Raw genomic sequence first — 20,678 nt, forward strand, 5'->3', positions numbered from 1 at the left:
GTTACACTCTCCTTCAATACAAGTTGGTTGTTTCATCCGGATCAGCTCTGATCCTGTCCGGGGACATCAAAGGTCATCTGGTATGTATGCTCAAGATCATTCATTCCAGTAGGTTTCGCCGGACTCTTCATGAAATCCAGCCGCAGAGATTGCAACTTATCCAACAAATAATAGCTTTCTGTAACCATCTTCATTTCATAGTCTGTAAACGTAATTGATGAAGTGCCTGGCTGCTGCCTATAGTCTCCCGTTCCAGTCTTGCTCCACCACAGGAAGGGTGAACCGTACTTCTCATGGAATGATTTAATAAATTCCTTATTCTTAAACAAAGGTTCATCTGAATAAAAAGTGGCTATGGTTGTTAAGGGTGTCAATTGTAATTTCACTCTGATCTTGTGTCCGCCTACATTAAGCGTTTCTGGCGATGTGATTGTATGCGTCTCTTGCTTCCAGTAATTTGCCCTCACATCAAAGGTTGTCTGGAGTGCCGGAGACTCCTGAATGTTGGACTCATTGGCTGCCAGTGTGCGCAAATGGAACTCCACCTTAATCTTTGAGGGCAGGTCCGTCAAAGGAGTCGCGAACTTAAGTCTGGCAACCGCATATGCAATATGCGGCTCCGGGCTGCTGCTGCTGACCAGCGCGTGGGTCCGGCCGTTAATCACCTTGCCAGTAATACCATCCGTAATGATGCATTCTACAAAACGAGGATCACTGGAGAATAGTGACCTACCGCCGTCCACTTTCGCAGTATAGAAGATAAGGAATTGGTTCTTGTCTGCCATGAAGCCCGTCACTGTGACCTGGTAACCATCTTGCTCAATCTCCACATTCATCGGCACCAGAAGATTATGCCTGATGGCATACTCCGTCTGTTGTTCATCTATGCTCGTTAACGGCACCAGAGTCTCCCCTTGCTCCGTTGCCGTATCTACGCGTTCCCCCACAGCAACGCCTTCTGCATGAGTACCAGCGGAATTGGCCTCAGGTTCCGTGACAGCAGAGTCACCAGCTTCTCCAGAGACACCTGTAAGCGTCACGACGCTGAGCAGAGCTACCAGAACTACAGCGGTTGCGGAGATGCGGTAGGAGCCTTTTTTGAAAGATTGAATCATACTGATTCTTCTTCTGATCTGTTGCCGCTGCTGCGGATTGAAGAAATAGAGCTGCTCCCGCCTCTCCCGGACTCTTGAAAAGCGCTTCAGGAACTCTACCAGAGTAAGCCCGTAATCAATTGCCTCCTCTTCTCCCAATACCTCCAGCACATAGGCGTCGCACGCAACCTCCCTATCGATCTTCATCCGCCGGATCGCCAGCCACATCAGGGGATTGAACCAATGTATCGTTGCGGCTAGGCTCCCTAGCAGGTTCCACAGCATATCCCTCCGCTTGTAGTGGGCAAGCTCATGCGCGAGGATGTGCCGCAGCCGGGAAGCATCCAGTTCCCGCAGAGCTTGCTCCGGGACAAAGATCCATGGACGCAGGAGTCCTGACAGATATGGGTTGTTAGCGGAACCTCCGGTATAGATAGGTATCGCTCTCCTTATTCCAAACTGGCGTCTGGTGGCAAGAACCACCTTAAGAATCTCCGGGGCATTCACCCGTCTAAGCTGTCTGCGTTCGCGGTGCATCCGCCGGATGTACAGGAGTCCATTCAGCAGCATAAGCATAGCGCCCAGCAGCCAGATCACGGTGCCTATCTTCATCCAGAGCGGATAGCCTGCGGCCCCCGCAGAGCTGCGGTTAACGGCTGCCGATTCATCGTTCTGTTCGATTGGGCCTGTCTGTCCCGCTTCATTCAGGACGTTACTATTCGCCGGATATGTAGTCTTAGCTCCCTCTCCAGGCGGAAGCTCCTGATAATCACCCTTAGAAGCTCCAGTGCCCGGCCCCTTGTCCAGGACAGTAGTTAAGAAGTGCTTACTATTGCCAAGAATATGCAACATGCTGACAGGGCTGTCCGGTACAGCAGGCAATAACAGCCGGGCGATAACAAGCAGCCACAGGAGGTAACGCACCCGGGCGTTGATGAATCTCCGCAGAACATATTGAATGAACAACACAGCCAGAATCACCATGCTTGCCGCGAGTGTCTGTTCTGCGATACCGGCAAACCATCCGTAGACCATATTCATTCCTGCTTACCTGAGTTGCCGCTGGTGCCCTGCGACTTCTTCTCCCTCAGCAGCTGTTCGAGTTGTTCAATCTCCTGCTTGGACAGCTCGACATCCTCCAGGAAGCTGGTCACCATTAACTGGGTGGCCCCGCCGAATACGCGCTTCAGGAAGGAGCGGCTCTCGGCCCGGACACACTCATTCTCTGACACCAGCGGATAATAGAGATAGCTCCGGCCGGATTTCTCATACGCTATCGCGTTCTTCTTAAGCAGCCGGGTGACGAAGGTGCGCACCGTCTGCTCGCTCCATTCCACAGATGCAGGCAGGAGCCGGGTGATTTGTTCCGAGGTGAGCGGATGATGCTCCCAGATAATCTTCATAATTTCCCATTCAGCTTCCGAAATCTTCGGGGTTGTACTCATCATTACAGCTCCATTCCGTGGCGGCGGCATTCGATCTACAAGTGTAAATACAAGATCTGTTCTATACATTACACTTGTAGATTTAATTTGTCAAATATGCCCACATTGTGATGAAAGCACGCGAAACGACACCCGAAGTGGCTAAGTAGCCGTAACCATAGCAAAAAGCACAAGCCAGCGGCTTGTACTTCCTGCATCCTATTCATAAGAACTTACTTACTCCTGTCACTCACTTGCAGCTAACAACCCTGCCGCTTACAACCCCGCAATCAAAGCCTTAACCGAGCTGTCGCTCTCCAGCGCGCGGATGATCACAGCCACCGCTTCGGCACGGGTAGCCTGATTCTTTGGAGCGAACGCTGAAGCAGAGATGCCCTTCACCAGATTGGCCGAAGCAGCCTGGCGGATGGCGTCAGCCGCCCAGTAGCTGCTGCTGACATCCTTGAAGCTCACCGGAGTGCCGGTCTGGAGCACGCCGAGATCAAGCACACGGCCAATGATTGTGACCATCTCAGCGCGGGTAATGGTCGCGCCTGGCTTGAAGCTGCCGTCCGAGTAGCCGGTTACGATGCCTTTGTCCGCCAAGACACCGATATAGCCTGCCGCCCAATTGGAGGCTGTATCTCCAAATTTAGAGGCCGCCGATGTAGTGCCTAGCCCGAAGGAACGGGCGATCATCGCCGAGAATTCGGCTCTGGTCACCGGCGCATCCGGCCGGAAGGAGCCGTCTGCATAGCCGCTGATAATCTGCAGCTTCACGGCTGTAGCGATGGTGCTGCTGCCCCAGTGGCCTGCGGTGTCCTTGAAGCTGATGCTCTGATTCTTCGTGGCTGCAATAGCTTCAGTCACGGTCTTGTATACCGCTTCTCTGCTGACCACTCCGGATTGGAACGGATCAACTCCGCTCTGTGGCTGTTTCTCCGGTTCAGCCGGAGTAGTGCTGCCGTTCCCTGGAGTGGTGCCAGTGGTGCCTGGTACTGTTCCGGTATTTCCAGCCGGAGTACCCGGCGTTCCGCCGCCAGTTCCACCGCCGGGACCAGGATTCCCGCCGCTTGTCGTATCTGTAATACTAAGCGCAATCTGATCGCTCAGGTATACTACCTGGGTGTTATATTTGCTTGGCAGTCCTTCAACCTGCACGGAAGCAAACTGCCCGCTGCGCTGGCTGACGCCATGCGTAATGAGCGGAATCAGGCCGCTGCCTGGAACGTAGCTGTTCGCGAAGTTCACCTTCAGCTTCCCGTCAGCCTTCACCTCACCCTTAATCTCAAGGACATCGTCTGCTCCGGTAAGGCTCAGTACAAGCGTACCTTCGGAGGCCTGGGTGAAGCTGCCGCCAATCACTATTTTACCGTAGACGTTCTCAACTACAGAGCCGCCGGTATTCGTCACATTCCCTTTGCCGAAGGCTGTTGCCGAGTCTCCTTCCAGGACACCTGCGTTCACCTCTGTACCGCCGGAGTACGTATTGTTGCCCGCCAGCTTCAGCGTGCCTGTACCCTCCTTGGTCAGTCCGCCCGTCCCGGAGATATCATTGCGCCAGCGGTCTGCGGCGTGGAAGCCGCCCTTCGCAGCGTCCATCGCTACCGTTACATGCTCAGCGAATGCACCGTACCCGTCAGCAGCGGCGAACAGGTTCAATCGTCCCCAGCCTTCGGGATCATTAAGCAGCGGATAACCGGAAGGGATTGCCGTTGTAACGAGAACTGCTCTACGCTGATCCGCAGTCAGGTAAGGCAGGCGGGTCTCCAGCAAGACCTCCGCTCCCTTAGGAGCAACGGCAGGCTCAGTCGTGGAGTGAATCTGCGGGAAGCCGTAGGTCAGCCGCTGCGTATACTGGGCCTTATTCTTCGCATAATCTGTGAACCGGTCTTCTGCGGTGCCCGTCTGTGTAAGCAGCACTTCATGAGCCTGAGTATAGGCCGCCTGCTTCAATGCCGCATTATCCGGGTCATTCAGCGCTCCTGCTGCGAAGGCCATGGCCGTCACCCGTCCGCCCATAACATCCAGCGGCGAGTGCATCCCGGCGACAACCCGGTTGTTGCCCATCTCCGAGGCCCGGGCCATCAGCTCCTGGAAGCGCTCAGGTACAGAATACGCCAGAGCCAGGGCTGCCAGATAGGAAGCGTTGGTATGTCCGCTCGGGAAGCCACCGTCTGTGGCAGGCGTACTGCTTCTCGCCGGCACCAGCGTCGGCACAATGACGGAGATATCCTTCCAGCGGAAAGGACGCATGTAGCTGTAGAAATTCTTAGCCTGACTCGTTGAAGCATAATTGCCGCGGACAATCCCGATCAGGTCCACCATTTTGCCCAAGCTGGAATTGGAATCGCCTGCCTTGTTACTGTCATTGCCGTCACTATATTTCACGGAAGTAGCATCATCAGGGATGCTGTTAATGGTCGTGAAGGTTCCTGACATCGAACGGTACACCTCAGACAACGGTCCAAGGCCGTCAGCCGCTCCATAGGTCTGGTTCCGCCGGTCATCGTAATACGCGGCCTCCTCCTCTGCCGGAGTACGGGTCTTAGACAGATCCGCCACATATTGAATGTTATAATTCAGTATATCGGGATTCTTCATCTTCCCGGTATCCCAGGTGGCCCCCGGTGTCCACAGATCCAGGAAGCCGGAGAGAACACCGATCGAGGGGTTGGAATACACCGCCGTATTCACAGGTGTGTTATTCTTATAAGTATCTACGAAATGTCCCCATGCCGGAGCAGCCGGCAGCCCGGTTAATGAATTACCCGTGGCCGCCTCTGCAGGATGTACCGCGATCGAATTCGTGAGGAGTACCAGACCTGCCGTAACAGACAACAGCTTTCTTTTCGACTTCAAGTTCAATGTGTCAGCCCCTATCCTGTTATTTTGATTGCCTGAATCGGACTCAATATAGCACCTGCCTCCACCGCCGCTCAATAACACAATTTCGCAATTCTATGATTTTGGGAACAATTCAGCTTTTTTCCGGCCATTTAACATTGATTTAACATGAATCCCGAACAGATCTGTGAGGGGCTAGTGTATAATCCGCCTGGGAGGAGAATACATCTTGCGAAAATGGAACTCTGCCTTTGCCGCCCTAGCCGCTTCATACATCTCTGTTGTGTTAGTCATTGTCCTCTTACTCTGCTCTGCCTTCTATCTGTATTTCTCGAATCATTATAAGGAAGAGCTTCAGGGCCGCAACCGGCTCATCCTTGACAATACCGCCCGTACCCTTGAAGCTTCCGTGCTTCAGCGGGTGCAGCAGATCTATCTGGAAGTCTCCCTGAACCAGCGGGCTGCGCTCCGTATGCTGCCTGATGCTTCACTTCCAGCGAATCTCAGCAAGGTAAGCAGTCTCCAGGAGTCGCTGAACATGCAGGTATCCAATCATTCGGACCTGATTCAAGCTGTACATCTGTATGCTCCCAGGCAGCATCTCCTGCTGTCCTCGCTGTATGGGCTGAAATTCCGTGCAGACAAGCAGGCGGGTGCCGCCTACTGGATGGATTGGGTGAACGGCATGAACCTGAATTCCCGTAACAGCCTCTGGACAGAGGCCCGGTTCGTGCCGGACGATATCGTCTCCAGCATCCCCGGCGGCAGCGGCAGCCAGCTGATCACCTATGTGCACAGCTATCCGTTCCAATCTCCCGGGGCAGCCAGTGAGCTGCTGATTGCCATTGATCTGAAGGAGAGTGCGCTGCGCGCCATTCTGCAGAATATGATGCCTGCCCGCTATCAGAGCAGCTTCATTGCTATGCCCTCCGGGGGAATCGTGGCCGGATCGAATCCGGATGCTGCGGCTCAGGCCGATACTTATGCTGCCAGTATCTCGAATGCCCTAGCCTCTCCTGAAACATCCGGGAACATGAGCCAGGAGATCGGGGGCAGTACCTACGTCATCTCCTATCAGGACCTGCCGACCACCGGGTGGAAGCTCTTCAGTGCGGCTCCGGCGAACCTGTTCTATGAGAAATGGCTCGTTGTCCAGAGGGTCATCCTCTCCCTGTGTCTGCTTGCTCTATTGGTAGGAATCTGTCTGTCCGGCATTCTGGCCAAATTGAATTACAGTCCGCTTAAGCGGCTGCTTCGCACTATTAAGGACCTCTACGGCCCGGGGCCAGGGGTACCTGAACTTCCGGGACAAGCCCTTAACGAATTCGGAATTATTGACTCCGCTTTCATCCGCCTGAACGACAAAGTCACCACACTGGAGGGAACGCTTGAGGCCAGCAGTCCGCATATCCGGCAGAATATGATCCTGAATCTCCTTCAGGACAGCCCTGCCCAAGGCAGCGTAACCGTAGATCCCCAATTCCTGGGACTCTCTCCGGAGCACCGTTATTACTGCTGCCTGCTCCTCAACACCCGTGGAGCCTATGCCCGCATGAGTCTAAGCGGCTTGCAGGCAGCCATGAGCGGGATCACCGGGACGCTTGAGGCGATCCGGCTTCACGGAAGCCGTATTCTGGCCGAGGAGCTGCCGGACAAGCAGACAGTTGTCATTATCAGCGCGCTCGAAGCCTCCGGGACGCTGCTCGAACAGCTCTCGGACCGGATTACAGCAGCGGCGGAGCAGCAGTTCCAGCTGGATATTCAGCTCTCGCAGGGCTGCTGGGTGGATGCCATCAGCCTTCTCCACACCAGCTATGCTGAAGCGCAGACTTTAATGAAGTATGCTTATTTTCTGCCGGAGAGCAGGATCTTGAAGGACCGGGAGCTGCTGAAGAAGGAGCAGAGTCTTGACGAGATTCCGCAGCCTGTGCTGATGCGGTTCAAGGATAAGCTGCAGACCCGTCAGCTGGATGAGACTCTGGCCGCGCTGGAGCAGCTCATAGCCGTCATGCGGGAAGGCAGCTACCCGGCGGATTATTGCCACTTCGTGCTGGCGAACACCGTATTTATGTACTCGGATTATCTGAAAAGCATCCGCTACACCCCTTCCGCCTACGGGCCTCTGGATCTGTATAACGAATATATTGGCCTGCCGGATATCCGGCAGCTGCAGGAGTGGTTCGCGGCCTCTATCGGCACCTTCATTATGGAGACACAGAAGCGGAACAGTGACCGTGCACTCTCGGCCATTGAAGCGGCCAAGGCCTATATCGGGGAGAATCTGTCCGAGGATCTATCGCTGGATGCCGTATCTGCCAAGGTCTTCATCAGTCCCAAGTATCTAAGCAAGCTGTTCAAGGAAGAGCTGGGGATCACCTACACCGACTATATCACCGGCATACGGATGGAAGAGGCCCGGCGGCTGATTGAGAACAATAACATGTCGATCGAACAGATTGCCGGTACAGTCGGTTATGCAACGACTCCGTACTTCATCAAGCGCTTCAAGGAGATCTACGGCTGTACGCCGGGGAATTATCTGCGAACCGTGAATACACTACCGCCGCAGGCGGAGATTAGCATGGGATAAGGAGGGTGCCTTATGTATAAAAGATTAATGCTCTTGCCCCTCCTGGGGCTGATCTGCGGCTGCAGCGGGCAGCCAGCTTCCCTCCCGTCCGCGCCTGGACAAGGGCTGCAGGATGCCGCCGTTTCCGCTGCTGATTCTGCTGTTCCCGCTGCCTCTGCCCCGAAGCTCAAAATCTCTTGGACCATGCATCAGAATCTGCCTGTTGCGGAGGATGCAGTGATCGTGCGGGAGCTGGAGCAGAAGTTCAAGGTAGATCTGGAGTTCTGGAATCTGCCGAACAACAAATACGAATCTCTGCTCGACCTGAAGCTGGTGCAAGGCAGCATTCCCGACCTGTTCCGTGTCAGGCAGACCCAGGATCTGCTGAAGTACCAGCAGCAGGGCGTGCTCGCCCCTATTCCCGAGGATATGCTGAACACCTACGCTCCCAATATCCTTAAGGCCATCCGCGAGAATGCACCTGCCTATCAGCAATATGGCCGCATTAACGGGGCCTATTACGGCATTCCGGTCATTAATCCTACCAATATCTATCGGGTCCCCGTGGTCTACCGGCAGGATTGGCTGGACAAGCTCGGCCTTAAGGTGCCGGACACCTTGGCCGATTTCGAGAAATTCATCTATGCGGCTACGAACGAGGACCCGGACGGCAACGGTATCCGGGACACCTACGGCTTGTCGCAGGAGGGCATGAATGTGGTCTTCGGCGCATTCGGACAGATGGTCTTCACGGATCAGCTCTACTTCAGCCGGAAGGATCAGGGGCTGGTCATTGGCGCTCTGGAGCCGGACATGCAGGAAGCGCTGCGTTATCTCCGCAAATGGTACCGGGACGGGGTCATCGATCCCGAGTTCATCACCGGGGAGAATAGCGGAGGCTACAAGCATCTGTCACATGCCTTCATTAACGGACGGATTGGCATGACCTCCATGGGCAATTATTATCACTGGACACAGGCAGGGGATTATACGGACTGGAGACTGGATGACCAGAAGGCAGCGAGGCTGGTTCCGGTAGAAGCAACGTTTAACGTCAAGGAGTTAACCGCCAAGCATCCGCAGGCCAAGATCGCTTTCGGGCGGCCCTTCAGCGGTCCGGACGGCAGGCGCGGCTCCAAAGCCTACGATATGCTGATGAGCTTCACCGCCATTGGCGCGGATGCTACCCAGGAGCCGGGCAAGCTGGAGAAGATCCTCCAGCTGCTGGACTACGTCAGCGCAAATCCTGACCCTGATGAAGCGGCATCTCTGCAGTACGGTATTCAGGGGACACACTGGGACTGGGCCGGAACGGACAAGAAGGATATCATCCTGCTGCCGCCGTATAACCATAAGTTCAGCTACCAGAATACGATCGGCGCGGGGATCGGCATGACCCTGCCCATCCTTCCTGCCGGCCGGAGCGAGCAGTGGGCGGCAACCCTGGGGCTGGATCACGACGGCATCTATAATGCCTTGGAGGTGGCTACCCCCTCTCTGATCAGGAACAGCCCTGGGCTTATTAACCTAAGAGACCAGGCGTATATTGCCTTCATCACCGGGGAGCGTCCGCTGGAGGAATTCGGGGAGTTCGTGGAGGAGTTCCTGGCGGCGGGCGGTGCCGAGGTACTGGCGGAAGCAAATGAGTCCTATAAGAAGCTTGATCCACATCAAAAAGGTGAGCAAGAGGCGAGACCATAGTCTCCTCTGTTGCTCACCGGGTGTAGATTACTTCATTAATCTGCTCCACATCTATTCTTCCGGCTCCCCGAATCCCTCATCCGGCCCGGGTCTGACGTAAGCCTGCAATACAGAATCCAGCAGCCCGGGGAACCGCTCGTCCAGATCTTCCGTCCGCAGGGATAGAATACGCTGGGTACCCTGCACCCGGGTATGAATGACACCCGCTTCGCGCAGCGTCCGGGCATGGTGGGTCAGCGTGGACTTGGCAATCGGCACCTTGAAGCTGTTGCAGGACTGCGGGCCGTGGTTACAGATCTCCGACACTACATATAGACGGATCGGGTCGCTAAGCGCATAGAGCACCGAGGCGAGCTGAATGTCCTTGCGTTCCGGATGATGGAGCTGCTTCATGAATAAGACTCCTTCAGAGTATATAATAGTACTTCTTTTCACGATGATTTCCTAATTGCATTTTACATTAGCGCATGCTATATTTCAATAGTTCGTAAGTAATCGAACAATACAATAAAAGAATGAAGGAGTGGCTTTCTCATGACCTCATCACCTGCTTCTGAGGGCGATCAAGAGCATTCAATGGCTGCTCCGCAAGCGGCTCTTCCACGGGAAGGACTGTTAACTCTGCTATTCAGCGTTGCTGTCGTCCTCGTGATTATGAACACAGCGATGTTCAATTTGGCCCTGCCTGATGTAACCGAGACCTTCGGCATCACCGCAGCGTCCGCCTCCTGGATTGTAACCGGGTATTCCATCATGTTCTCTATTGCCTCAATCACATACAGCCGGCTCTCGGACTTCCTGCCGATCCGCCGGCTGCTGGTTATCGGGCTGCTCACCTTAGGGCTTGCAGCTGTGGCCGGATTCTTCAGCACCAGCTTCATTTTCCTGCTGATTGCGCGTATTCTGCAAGCCTCGGGTGCAGGCGCCGTGATGTCACTGTCCCTTGTCCTGTTCACCCGCTACATTCCGCAGGCCCGGCGCGGCAAAGCCATGGCGACGATCATGTCGGCCGTCTCTCTGGGACTCGGTCTGGGTCCGGTAGCCGGCGGCTCCATTGTTGAATACCTCGGCTGGACCTGGCTGTTCGCGGTCACTGCTGCCATTCTGCTGCTGGTGCCGCTGTTCCTGGTCCTGCTGCCCAAGGAAGTTCCGGCACGCGGCTCATTCGACGTTCTGGGCGGGATCTTCCTCGGCGTGGGTACCACCGGTCTGCTGCTGTTCCTGACCAGCGGACTGTGGATCGCGCTGATCGCCGGCATCGCCGCGATTGCCTTATTCGTAGGGCGCATCCGCACGACTCCTGATCCATTCGTGCTGCCTGCGCTGTTCAGCAACCGGCCATATCTGGTACTGGCGCTGATCGGGGTTGCCTCTTACCTGTGCAGCTTTGCTACCCTGTTCCTGCTGCCGCAGATTCTGACTCACCGCTTCGGCTTCAGCGCCAGTCATGCCGGGCTTGTCATCTTCCCGGGCTCGCTGCTGGCCATCTTCGTCTCCCGCCTGGTCGGACGGATGATTGACCGCTACGGCAACACCGGAATTCTGCGCTTCGCACCGCTGCTGGTTCTGGCCGCCACCGTATTGTTCGCCCTATTCGCCGGACAATCCTGGATCGCCGTTATGCTCGTCTATATGATCATGAGCCTGTCCTTCACTGTACTGTCGAGCAGTGTGTCGAATGAGATCTCGCGTATCCTGCCTGCTTCGCAGATCGGCTCCGGAATGGGGCTCTTCCAGCTGCTGCAGTTCTTCAGCGGTGCCTTCAGCGTCGCGATGGCCGCCAGCGCCCTGGAATGGCAGCGCAGCCTGCCGCTTCAAGCCGCTTACTCCAACATCTACTGGGGCTTGTCGGTTGCGGCAATCGTGGCGATTGGCTCCGCCTTCATCTACCTGCGGGGCAGTGGGCGCGGACCGCTGTCCGAGATGGCGAAAGCCGCAGACTGCTAGATCCATTTTAGGTAATGCTAAATCCGCAACTGCACCACTCGCACACTCGCACATACGCCCGCACGCCAAAACACCCTGCAGCCTTCACGGCCACAGGGTGTTTCTTATTCCAGCCGTCCTCAGACGACCAGATATTCCGCATTTCGTTCACATTCCGCACATTTCGCCGGCGGGTCCCAGTCCGAGAACTCCGTCTCCTTCAGATCGACTACATCTGGTGCATCCTCGTACTCGTCCACAAATTTGTCGATGGCCAGCTCTACGTGTTCCTTACAGACTACATACATTCAATCAAGCATCCCTTTCTGTGCCGCTGCGGCGTAGACTTATACTACTGTTCTACCACACTTCCCTGCAAAAAGGAACCTCCCGCAGCGCAAAACGCCCCCTTATTCCCGCCCCGTAAACTTCCGGACATCCCCGGCAATGAATCCGAGCGCCTCCTGCCAGAATTCCAGAGAATGTACATCAATATCCATCAGCTTCGCAGCGTCTGCAATGCTCCGGGTACTGGTCGCTGAGAGGAACTGTTCATAGCGGCTTACGAACGCCTGCCCCTGCTTTTGGTACTGGGCATACAGCCCCTTAGAGAACAACAGCCCGAAGGAATACGGGAAGTTCAGGAACTCATTGCCTGCCATATAATACCCGGCCTTGCTAATCCACTGGTAAGGATGAATGGACCCGGGCAGTACACTGTCCCCATAAGCCGCGGCCATCGACTCCAGCATCAATGCGTTAAGCTCCTCTAATGGAAGGGGACCGGATAACCGGCGGGCATAGAGCGCGCTCTCGAAGCAGTACCTGGCATAGAAATCGACAATATAATACCCCGCATCCGAAAGACTCCGTTCCAGGATCGCATCCGCTTCCTCCGCAGGCAGCGAGTTCAAGAGTTCAACATGAATCAGACTCTCGCAAAAAATCGACGCCGTCTCCGCAATCGGCACCGGGTACTCCGTGTTAACCATTGTATGTCCTGCGAGACGGCTGCTATGGTACGCATGCCCAATCTCGTGGGCCAGCACACTCACATCTATATATTGGCCGTGGAAGCTCGTAATAATCCGGCTCTCTCCTATCGGGACGATATCGACACACATCCCGAAATTGCCTTTCCCGCTGCGCGGCTCGGCATCAATCCAGCGCTCCCCGAACACCTTGCGGGCGAACCCGCCCAGCTCAGGACTGAACCCGCTGAACCCCGCGATAATCATCGCCTGGGCCTCAGCATAGGTTACGCGGGCTGAAGACTCCGTCCCTATGGGCGCAAAAACATCCCAGAATGGCAGCTGTCCCCCCGCATGCCCCAGCCGTCTCGCCTTCTCGGCATAATACTGCCGGAAGACCGGCAGGCTCTCCCGGATGGCCTGAAGCATCACCTCCAGCGTCTCCTGATCCATCCGTGCTGCTTCCAGCACCTTATGCAGCGGGGAAGCATAGCCCCTTAGCTCATAGATGGCTGCCGCCTCACCGGAGACAGCATTGATACAGGCAGCACTCTGCTCCGCTACACTGCGGCAAGCCTCATGCTCTGCTTCAGCCGCCGCCTGCCGTACCGCAGGATCGGGATCGTAGACCAGATTCCGCAGCTCCGCCAGCGTCACACTGCGGGTCACTCCGGCCAGCTCCAGATCGGTCCGCAGTGTAGACAGCGTCTGCATGTACAGCCGCTCCCAAGCCTTGGAGCCGGTGCGCTGCATCCGGGCAATTACTGCCTCGCCTTCCGCGCTGAGCATATGCTGCGATTTACCCTGTAATCCGCGCAGATAGAAGCTATGCTGCTCCAGATAAGCGCTGGAACGGAGACTCCGCTCCAGTTCATCCGCACTTACACCTGCCAGCCATTTGCTGTAGCGGACCAGGGCTTCCCCCGCCCCGCTGGTCACCTCTTCCAGCTCGTCCATCAGATTCACAGCTTCCTCACACTGGCTGTCCGCACTGAACCGCAGCTCCGCGTAGCTGAACAGACGCAAATATAGCTGTTGATACGCATTATATTGTTTAAGGAACTCTTCCATCAGTTCGGCAGGAGCCTGCCCGCTAACGGGCTGCGAGGCCGACCATGTGTTCAGCTCCCCGGCAAGTCTCTCCACCTGCCGGCGGTCCTGCTGAAATCCCTCCGACTCGAACGAGGGATAGATCCGGTCCAGATTCCATGTTAATTCGCATGTTGTTGATTCCATTGATTAATCTCTCCTTATTTATAATCGCAGGAGCCCTCCGTTATCACATGCTTCCACCCCGTTCTAATTGATCCTGACAGGATCATCCATTTCAGTATACCTTAATTCCTGAACGTCTCCCATCCACAGCCAGGCACCTTTTTTCGCATACACCCGGCCCCAACACCCAGCACTTTCGCCCAATGTGATCGGTTTTCCGATTACATCCCGACCCAACACCCAGCAACTCGCCCAATGTGATCGGTTTTCCGATTACATCCCGCCCCAACACCCAGCACTCGCCCAATGTGATCGGTTTTCCGATTACATTGGGCGCACGTGCAAAAAAGCTCTTCCTGCCCCCAGCGGGACAGGAAGAGCTTTTACCTTTGTACTCACACACTTACCTCGGCTCTAATCCTAGCCTCTACACACCATCTGCCCCATTCAGATATTAACCCGGCCGGTCCAGTTCATAGAGCTTGCGGTAACGCGGCTGCTGCTCCATCAGCTCGGCATGGGTGCCGCGCATCTCCACTTGGCCGTTCTCCATGAAGATGACCTCGTCCATCTGCTCGGCACCCACCAGATGATGCGTGACCCAGATCAGCGTCTTGCCGGCCATTGCCTCGAACATCGTGGCCAGCAGCTCGCGCTCCGTGCGCGGGTCGAGGCCAACCGTGGGCTCGTCCAGCACGACTACCGGCGTATTCTGCAGCAGAATACGGGCCAGGGCCATGCGCTGGCGCTCTCCGCCGGAGAAGCGCTGCCCCGCCTCGCGTACCGGAGTATCATAGCCCTCCGGCAGCGAAGAGATCAGCGTATCCAGCTTCGCCAGGGCTGCCGCCTGCTGGACCGCTGCCTCTGAAGCCTCCGGGTCCCCGAGCCGGATATTGTTCACCACCGTGGTGTCGAACAGATGAGGGCTCTGGTTCAGCACCGCGATGAGCTGCGGAATCCGCTCACCGTAAGCCGCAGCATCGATACCGTTAATCGTCACAGAGCCGACGGTGGGCGCTATCACGCCCTGCACCAGCTTGAGCAGCGTCGATTTACCCGCTCCGCTGCGGCCGATAACTGCAACCTTCCGCCCCTGCGGCAGCGCAAGGTCCAACCCCTGAACAGAGAAGTCGTCACCTGCCGCATAGCGGTAGCCCACCGACTTCAGTTCAATCTGAACCTGCCCGCTGGCCTTAGCCGCCTGCAGCGCAGCGTCAGCCTGAGCTTCCGCTCCGGTACTCCCAGCAGCAGTTCCCGCGCTAAGCGGCGCATCTCCCGCTGCGGCTTCCACGCCCTCCAGCCGCTCCAGTGAATTCCGGTATTGCGGAATTTTCTCCACAGCCTCGGATACGGGCAGGAAGGCATCCGCTACCGGGAAGACTACCAGCACGAACGCCGCAATCAGCGTTCCGGCAATCGCCCCTTCAGCATACTGTCCAGCCGCCCAGTATAACAAGGACAACACGGCCAGGCCGACAACCGCCTGCCCGATGAACATACGCAGCCGTGCCCAGCGCCGCAGCGAACCGTCTACGCGGGCAACCGCCTGCTCGTCTGCTTCGTACATATCGACGAACTGGTTCTGCCGCCCGCTGATTACCCAGTCGCTTAAGCCAAGCACAGCATCTGTCAGCTTTTGATACAGCCGGTTGCGCTCCTGCTTCACCTGACGCTGACGCTTCTGGGTCAGCAGGAGGGAGATCAGCGGCAATACGACAACCAGCACCAGCATATAGAGTCCCATAAGCAGAGCAAAGGCCACATCAAACGTCCCGAGCGCAATCATCGCCGCTGCATAGATCAAGAGCGCGATAATACCCGGAAAGACCGTACGCAGATACACATTCTGCAAATATTCGATATCATCGGCAAGCATACCGAGAATATCCCCGGTACGGAAGCGTGTGGATAAGAACAGTGCCTGCGGCTCCAGCATATGGTACAGCCGGACCCGCATCTTCGACAGAATGCGCAGAATCGTGTCATGTCCCACCAGCCGTTCCACATAATGAATGACAGCCCGGCTGGTCCCGAAGGTACGCACACCAACAATGGGGACATAGATCATCAGTATATTTTCCGGCGGAATCGAGGCCTTCGAGATCAGGAAGCCTGAGGTGTACATCAACGAAGAAGCTGAGAAGATCGTCAGTGCGCCCAGCAAGATAATTAACACGAACCGCCAGAAGTAGGCAGAGTAATAGGGAGCAAACCATCCTTCACGTTTCAATGGATTCCCTCCAATTGACTTTGAATAAGCTCATAATAAGCACCCTTCCGCGCAGTCAGCTCGTCGTGTGTGCCTATTTCAGCCACCCGTCCCTGCTGCATAACGACAATCAGATCCATGTCGATCATCCAATGCAGGCGGTGTGTAGCCAGGAATACCAGCTTGCCTTCGAATAACGGCAGCATCGTCTCCTTCAGCTCATATTCCGTCTCAATGTCCAGATGGGCCGTCGGCTCATCCAGCAGCATAATGGGGCGGCTGCTCAGCAGAGCGCGGGCCAGAGCCACACGCTGCTCCTGTCCGCCGCTGAGCGAACGGCCGCCGCCGCCGATCATTTCGTTCAATCCCTCTGGCAGCGAGGATACCAGCTTCGATAAACCTGCCGACTTCAATGCGGCAGCTACCGCTTCCTGGGAAGCCTCAGGATAATAGAACCGGACATTATCAGCCAGAGTGCCGCTGAAGATATACGGGCGCTGCGGAATATAAGCCGTCTGCTTCCGCCACCCCTCATCGGTCAGCGCGCTGACACGGTTTCCATTGATCGTAAGTGTCCCAGAGGTTGGATGAAGGAAGCCGCCCAGAATATCTACAAGCGTAGACTTGCCGGCCCCGCTCTCTCCGATAATGCCAATCTTGCGATAACCGCTGAATTCAAGATGAACAGCTTCAAGTGACGACACTCCATCCGCTTCATAGGTCACGCCAACCCCTTCAAGCTTCAGGCGGCTGTTATTGTTCCACGTGAAAAAGTCGCCGGACCAAGCTCCGCCCAGGCCTGTCATCTCCTTCTGCCCACCCGGCTCCAGCAGCTTCGCCTGGACCGTCTCACGGTCAATGATGCTCTTCATCGCTTCTCCGGCTTCCTTGCCGTCCAGTGTGGCATGGAAATCTGCACCCACCAGCCGCACCGGCAGGAAATATTCCGGCGCGAGAATCAGGATCGTCAGTCCGGTAACCAGCGTCATCTGCTCATTAACCAGACGCAGACCAAGACTTACCGCTACCGAAGCGACAGACAGCATGGTGAAGAAGTCCAGTGCAAATGAAGACAGGAAGGCAACACGCAGCGTACGCATGGTTGCTGAACGATAGCGGTCACTGACCTTGGCAATACTCTCACTGTGGCTGCGGCTGCGTCCAAGAAATTTCAGCGTCTCCAGACCGCGCAGCGAATCCACGAAGTGATTCGATAAGGTACGGTAGGACTTCAGCTGACGGTCCATCTGCTTGCGGGCTGTCATCCCGATCAGGATCATGAATACAATAATAATCGGCATCGTTAAGGTAAGAATGACACCGCTGGACGTATCCAGGGTGAATACATAGATAAGCAGCAGAGCAGGCGTTACCGCCATACCGACCATACGCGGAATAATCAGCTCCAGGTACGTTCGGAACTTCGTTACTCCTTCAAGCACTAATGTGACCATATTTCCGGTCCCCCGGTCGCCAGCCAGCCTTGGTCCCAGCTGGAACAGCTTGTCCATCATCTGTCTCCGCATGCTGCTGCCGGTCGCTTCCGCGAAGCGGTACGCCGCCCGGCTCATCAGCAGAGCGCAGGCATGGCGCACAAGAAACGCAAGAAGGAACAAGAGCGCTCTAGCCCCTTGTTCCTTCAGCGGTTCTCCCGCAAACAGCGCAGAGACAGCTTCTGCCAGCGACTTCGCCAGCAGAAGAATGGAGAAGCTTTGCACCAGGGTCAGGAAGCCAACCAGCAGAAAGACAGGCTTAACTCCTTTGTACCCAAGCAAATTTTTATCCATTAGTATTCAAGATGCTCCTTCTCATGAACCCGTTTGTGGAAGATGAAATAACTCCAGATCTGATAGCCCAGCACGAACGGCAGCAGGGTCAGCGCTACAATCGTCATCACCTTCAGCGAATATTGGCCGGAGGCCGCATTCGTAATCGTCAGGTTGAACGCCTGATCCAGCGAGCTGATCATAACCCGCGGGAAGAGTCCGATGAAGATCGATGCAACAGACAGCGCCATCACAGCGCCGGTCATCCCGAAGGCATAGCCGTCCTTCTTCTTAGTCATGAAATATCCGGCCAGCAGATAAGCGGCGACAGCGAGAACAACTACAATCCACAGCAGCGTTCCGCGTTTATCGAAGATATCCGTCATAGTATATGTCATCACAACGAAGGCTACCAAGAGCGCCGCCAGTGGAATCAGCAGCTTCTGGGCCAGCTTACGCGCCCGTTCCTGCAGATCTCCAAGCGTGCGGAGCGTAGTGAACATCAGCCCGTGCACCAGACACAGCAGGACAACCGTAATCCCTGCAACCACCGTATACGCATTGACGATATCGAAGAATCCGGCATACATCTGCATATCCTTGTCGATCGGCAAGCCCTTGATGAAGCTGGCGAATACCACGGCGAGCAGGAACGGCGGCAGGAAGCTGCCGAAGAAGATGCAGACATCCCATGTTTTCTGCCAAGCCTTGGAATCGCGCTTGCCTCTGAATTCGAAGGCGACACCACGGGCGATCAACGCCAGCAGAGCAAATACAAACGGAATATAGAAGCCGCTGAACAGCGTAGCATACCAGTGCGGGAAGGCCGCGAACATTGCACCGGCACCCGTAATCAGCCATACCTCATTCGCATCCCAGAACGGCCCGATCGAATTGATCAGTATCCGTCGCTCCGTATCATTCTTAGCCAGAATCTGCGTCTCCATCCCTACACCGAAGTCGAAGCCTTCCAGGAAGAAGAACCCGACGAACAGCACCGCAATCAGCAGAAACCATAATTCATTAAGTGACATGGGTTAGCCCTCCTTGTTATACGGATCGTGGGATTCACCGTGTTCGTTATCCATAGCATAAGGACCTTTTTTGATCACTTTGACGAACAGGCCGACCAGCACTGCACCCAATATGGCATAGATCGCGGTAAAAGAAATCACCGAGAACAGCACCTGTCCGCTCGTAATATTAGGTGATACACTGTCTTCTGTAGTCATAAGTCCGAATACAGTCCATGGCTGACGCCCGATCTCTGTCATAATCCAGCCGGCCGTGTTGGCAATCGGCGGAAGCAGCAGTCCCCAGAACATGAAGCGCATGAACCAGGTATTGGGTCTGTCCATCTTTTTACGCCACATGAGGTAGATAGCATATACCCCGAACAGCATCATCAGCGTGCCGGCAGCAACCATGATCCGGAAGCTCCAGAAGGTTGTTTTGACCGGCGGAATATAATCTCCTGGTCCGTAGGCTACTTCATACTCCTTCTGCAGCTCCAGCATCCCCTTCACATCACCGGAGAATTTACTGTAGGACAGGAAGCTCAGCAGATACGGAACCTGAACCTCATTGCTGTTGGTCTGGTTCTTCACATCGATATTGGCAAATACGGTCCAAGGTGCCGGGTCGCCGCTCTCACCCCACAGCGCTTCGGATGCTGCCATCTTCATCGGCTGTGTCTCTACCAGATATTGAGCCTGTGCATGTCCTGCAACAGCAACGCCGAAGGAAGAAATAACCCCTACAATGGCTGCAATCTCGAATGATTTCCGGAAAAAAGCAACGTCCTGCTTCTTAAGCAATTTGTAAGCACTGATCCCTGTTACCAGGAAGGCGCCTGTAGCGTAGGCGGCAAGCACTGTATGCGGGAATTCCACCAGCAGCTGGCCGTTCGTAATCAGTGCGAAGATATCATTCATTTCAGCCCGACCGTTATTTATTGCGAAGCCGACCGGATGCTGCATGAACGAGTTAGCCAGCAGAATCCAGAATGCCGACAGCATCGTTCCGAAGGCGACCAGCCAGATGGATAACAGATGAATCCGCTTGGATACCTTATCCCAGCCGAAGATCCAGATTCCGATGAACGTGGACTCCAGGAAGAAGGCCAACAAGGCTTCAATCGCAAGCGGAGCCCCGAACACATCACCGACGAAGCGCGAATAATCCGACCAGTTCATCCCGAACTGGAACTCCTGCAAGATCCCTGTTACTACACCTACTGCGAAGTTAATCAGGAATAGCTTCCCCCAGAATTGCGCCATTCTTTTGTACTCTTCATTGCCCTTTCTTACGTACATGGTCTCCATAATGGCAATTATGAGCGCAAGTCCGATCGATACTGGCACAAAGAAATAATGAAAAATTGTCGTCGACGCAAATTGTATACGCGACAGCAGTACTGTATCCATATTTCTCCCCTTCCTTCTCCCCATTTCGTTATGTCTATTTTGTCAAATTTCTATCACTCAAAGTGTGATAATCATCACATTATACGCCCCGTTTAGGCATAAAAAACAATAAATTTGTGACAAATATCACAATTTTGCATTTAAAAGCAAAAAAAATAAGACGGTTTCACCGTCTTGAAGGTGCCCTGCATATATAGTTGTCTTGACTCATAAAGGTATTGGTCTAGGTAATGGAAATACCTTTCTTAAGCGATTTGAGATCGCCATTTGAATTAAGCAATTGCGGCAGCATCTTCATGCTACGAACCATTGGGGAATGACAGAGACGGCAGGAAGGCGCATGTTCAAATGCGAAATTATCCCTCATCCATCCATTGCAATCCTCATTGGTACAGGCCCAAATTGCGGTATTTTCTTCCGGTACTTCCTCCAAAGGCTTTTTCCGGTAGTTCATTGCCGTTCCTCCCTTCCTTTATGTTGCAAGCAAGTAATGATAAAAAAAGACCGTCCCAACTTTCACAAGCGGGGAC

Annotated in this window: 14 protein-coding genes; 3 read left to right on the forward strand and 11 right to left on the reverse strand. The window is 55.0% G+C overall.

Annotation, left to right across the window (positions count from 1 at the left end; all coding sequences use genetic code 11):
* Positions 1-41: 41 nt before the first annotated feature.
* From MKX51_RS31080 to MKX51_RS31090, 3 genes are all read right to left on the reverse strand, one after another.
* Complete coding sequence (locus tag MKX51_RS31080; RefSeq protein ID WP_340995117.1) at positions 42-2,129, reverse strand: M56 family metallopeptidase; 2,088 nt, start codon at positions 2,127-2,129, stop codon at positions 42-44.
* A gap of 2 nt (positions 2,130-2,131) precedes the next feature.
* Positions 2,132-2,539 (reverse strand): BlaI/MecI/CopY family transcriptional regulator, encoded by a 408-nt coding sequence (locus MKX51_RS31085; protein ID WP_076161349.1) that lies wholly within the window; start codon positions 2,537-2,539, stop codon positions 2,132-2,134.
* Positions 2,540-2,794: 255 nt separating this feature from the next.
* Complete coding sequence (locus MKX51_RS31090; RefSeq protein WP_445322042.1) at positions 2,795-5,386, reverse strand: S-layer homology domain-containing protein; 2,592 nt, start codon at positions 5,384-5,386, stop codon at positions 2,795-2,797.
* Positions 5,387-5,594: 208 nt separating this feature from the next.
* On the opposite strand from MKX51_RS31090, the gene MKX51_RS31095 reads away from it, so the two are divergent.
* Complete coding sequence (locus tag MKX51_RS31095; RefSeq protein ID WP_340995118.1) at positions 5,595-7,955, forward strand: helix-turn-helix domain-containing protein; 2,361 nt, start codon at positions 5,595-5,597, stop codon at positions 7,953-7,955.
* A 12-nt stretch (positions 7,956-7,967) separates the two neighbouring features.
* Complete coding sequence (locus MKX51_RS31100; protein ID WP_340995120.1) at positions 7,968-9,635, forward strand: ABC transporter substrate-binding protein; 1,668 nt, start codon at positions 7,968-7,970, stop codon at positions 9,633-9,635.
* Between the two features lie 51 nt (positions 9,636-9,686).
* Here the strand turns inward: MKX51_RS31100 and MKX51_RS31105 are convergent, their stop codons facing one another.
* The gene (locus MKX51_RS31105) at positions 9,687-10,028 is read right to left on the reverse strand and encodes an ArsR/SmtB family transcription factor (RefSeq protein ID WP_340995125.1); all 342 of its coding nucleotides are present in this window, start codon (positions 10,026-10,028) and stop codon (positions 9,687-9,689) included.
* A 141-nt stretch (positions 10,029-10,169) separates the two neighbouring features.
* Between MKX51_RS31105 and MKX51_RS31110 the strand changes: the two genes are divergently transcribed.
* Positions 10,170-11,582, forward strand: a complete 1,413-nt coding sequence (locus MKX51_RS31110) for an MFS transporter (protein WP_340995126.1) — start codon at positions 10,170-10,172, stop codon at positions 11,580-11,582.
* A gap of 119 nt (positions 11,583-11,701) precedes the next feature.
* Here MKX51_RS31110 and MKX51_RS31115 read toward each other — a convergent pair whose 3' ends face one another.
* The 7 genes from MKX51_RS31115 to MKX51_RS31145 all read right to left on the reverse strand — a co-directional run bounded on the left by MKX51_RS31115 (position 11,702) and on the right by MKX51_RS31145 (position 20,602).
* Complete coding sequence (locus MKX51_RS31115; RefSeq protein ID WP_063829067.1) at positions 11,702-11,869, reverse strand: CxxH/CxxC protein; 168 nt, start codon at positions 11,867-11,869, stop codon at positions 11,702-11,704.
* Between the two features lie 102 nt (positions 11,870-11,971).
* Positions 11,972-13,768 carry a M3 family oligoendopeptidase gene (locus MKX51_RS31120; protein ID WP_340995127.1) on the reverse strand — a complete coding sequence of 599 codons (1,797 nt, stop codon included), beginning with the start codon at positions 13,766-13,768 and terminating at the stop codon, positions 11,972-11,974.
* 433 nt (positions 13,769-14,201) lie between these two features.
* Complete coding sequence (cydC, locus tag MKX51_RS31125) at positions 14,202-15,977, reverse strand: thiol reductant ABC exporter subunit CydC (protein WP_340995128.1); 1,776 nt, start codon at positions 15,975-15,977, stop codon at positions 14,202-14,204.
* The gene (cydD, locus tag MKX51_RS31130; RefSeq protein WP_340995129.1) at positions 15,974-17,743 is read right to left on the reverse strand and encodes a thiol reductant ABC exporter subunit CydD; all 1,770 of its coding nucleotides are present in this window, start codon (positions 17,741-17,743) and stop codon (positions 15,974-15,976) included. The genes cydC and cydD overlap by 4 nt, the downstream gene beginning before the upstream one ends.
* Positions 17,743-18,756, reverse strand: coding sequence for a cytochrome d ubiquinol oxidase subunit II (gene cydB / locus MKX51_RS31135; RefSeq protein WP_036728016.1), 1,014 nt, complete (start codon positions 18,754-18,756; stop codon positions 17,743-17,745). Before cydB ends, cydD begins: the two co-directional genes overlap by 1 nt.
* Positions 18,757-18,759: 3 nt before the next feature.
* Positions 18,760-20,148 (reverse strand): cytochrome ubiquinol oxidase subunit I, encoded by a 1,389-nt coding sequence (locus MKX51_RS31140; protein ID WP_340995130.1) that lies wholly within the window; start codon positions 20,146-20,148, stop codon positions 18,760-18,762.
* A 223-nt stretch (positions 20,149-20,371) separates the two neighbouring features.
* A complete protein-coding gene (locus MKX51_RS31145) occupies positions 20,372-20,602 on the reverse strand; it encodes a cold-shock protein (RefSeq protein WP_036699797.1) in 231 nt (76 codons plus the stop codon).
* Positions 20,603-20,678: the final 76 nt, after the last annotated feature.

Source organism: Paenibacillus sp. FSL M7-0420, assembly GCF_038002345.1.
Lineage (GTDB): Bacteria > Bacillota > Bacilli > Paenibacillales > Paenibacillaceae > Paenibacillus_AQ.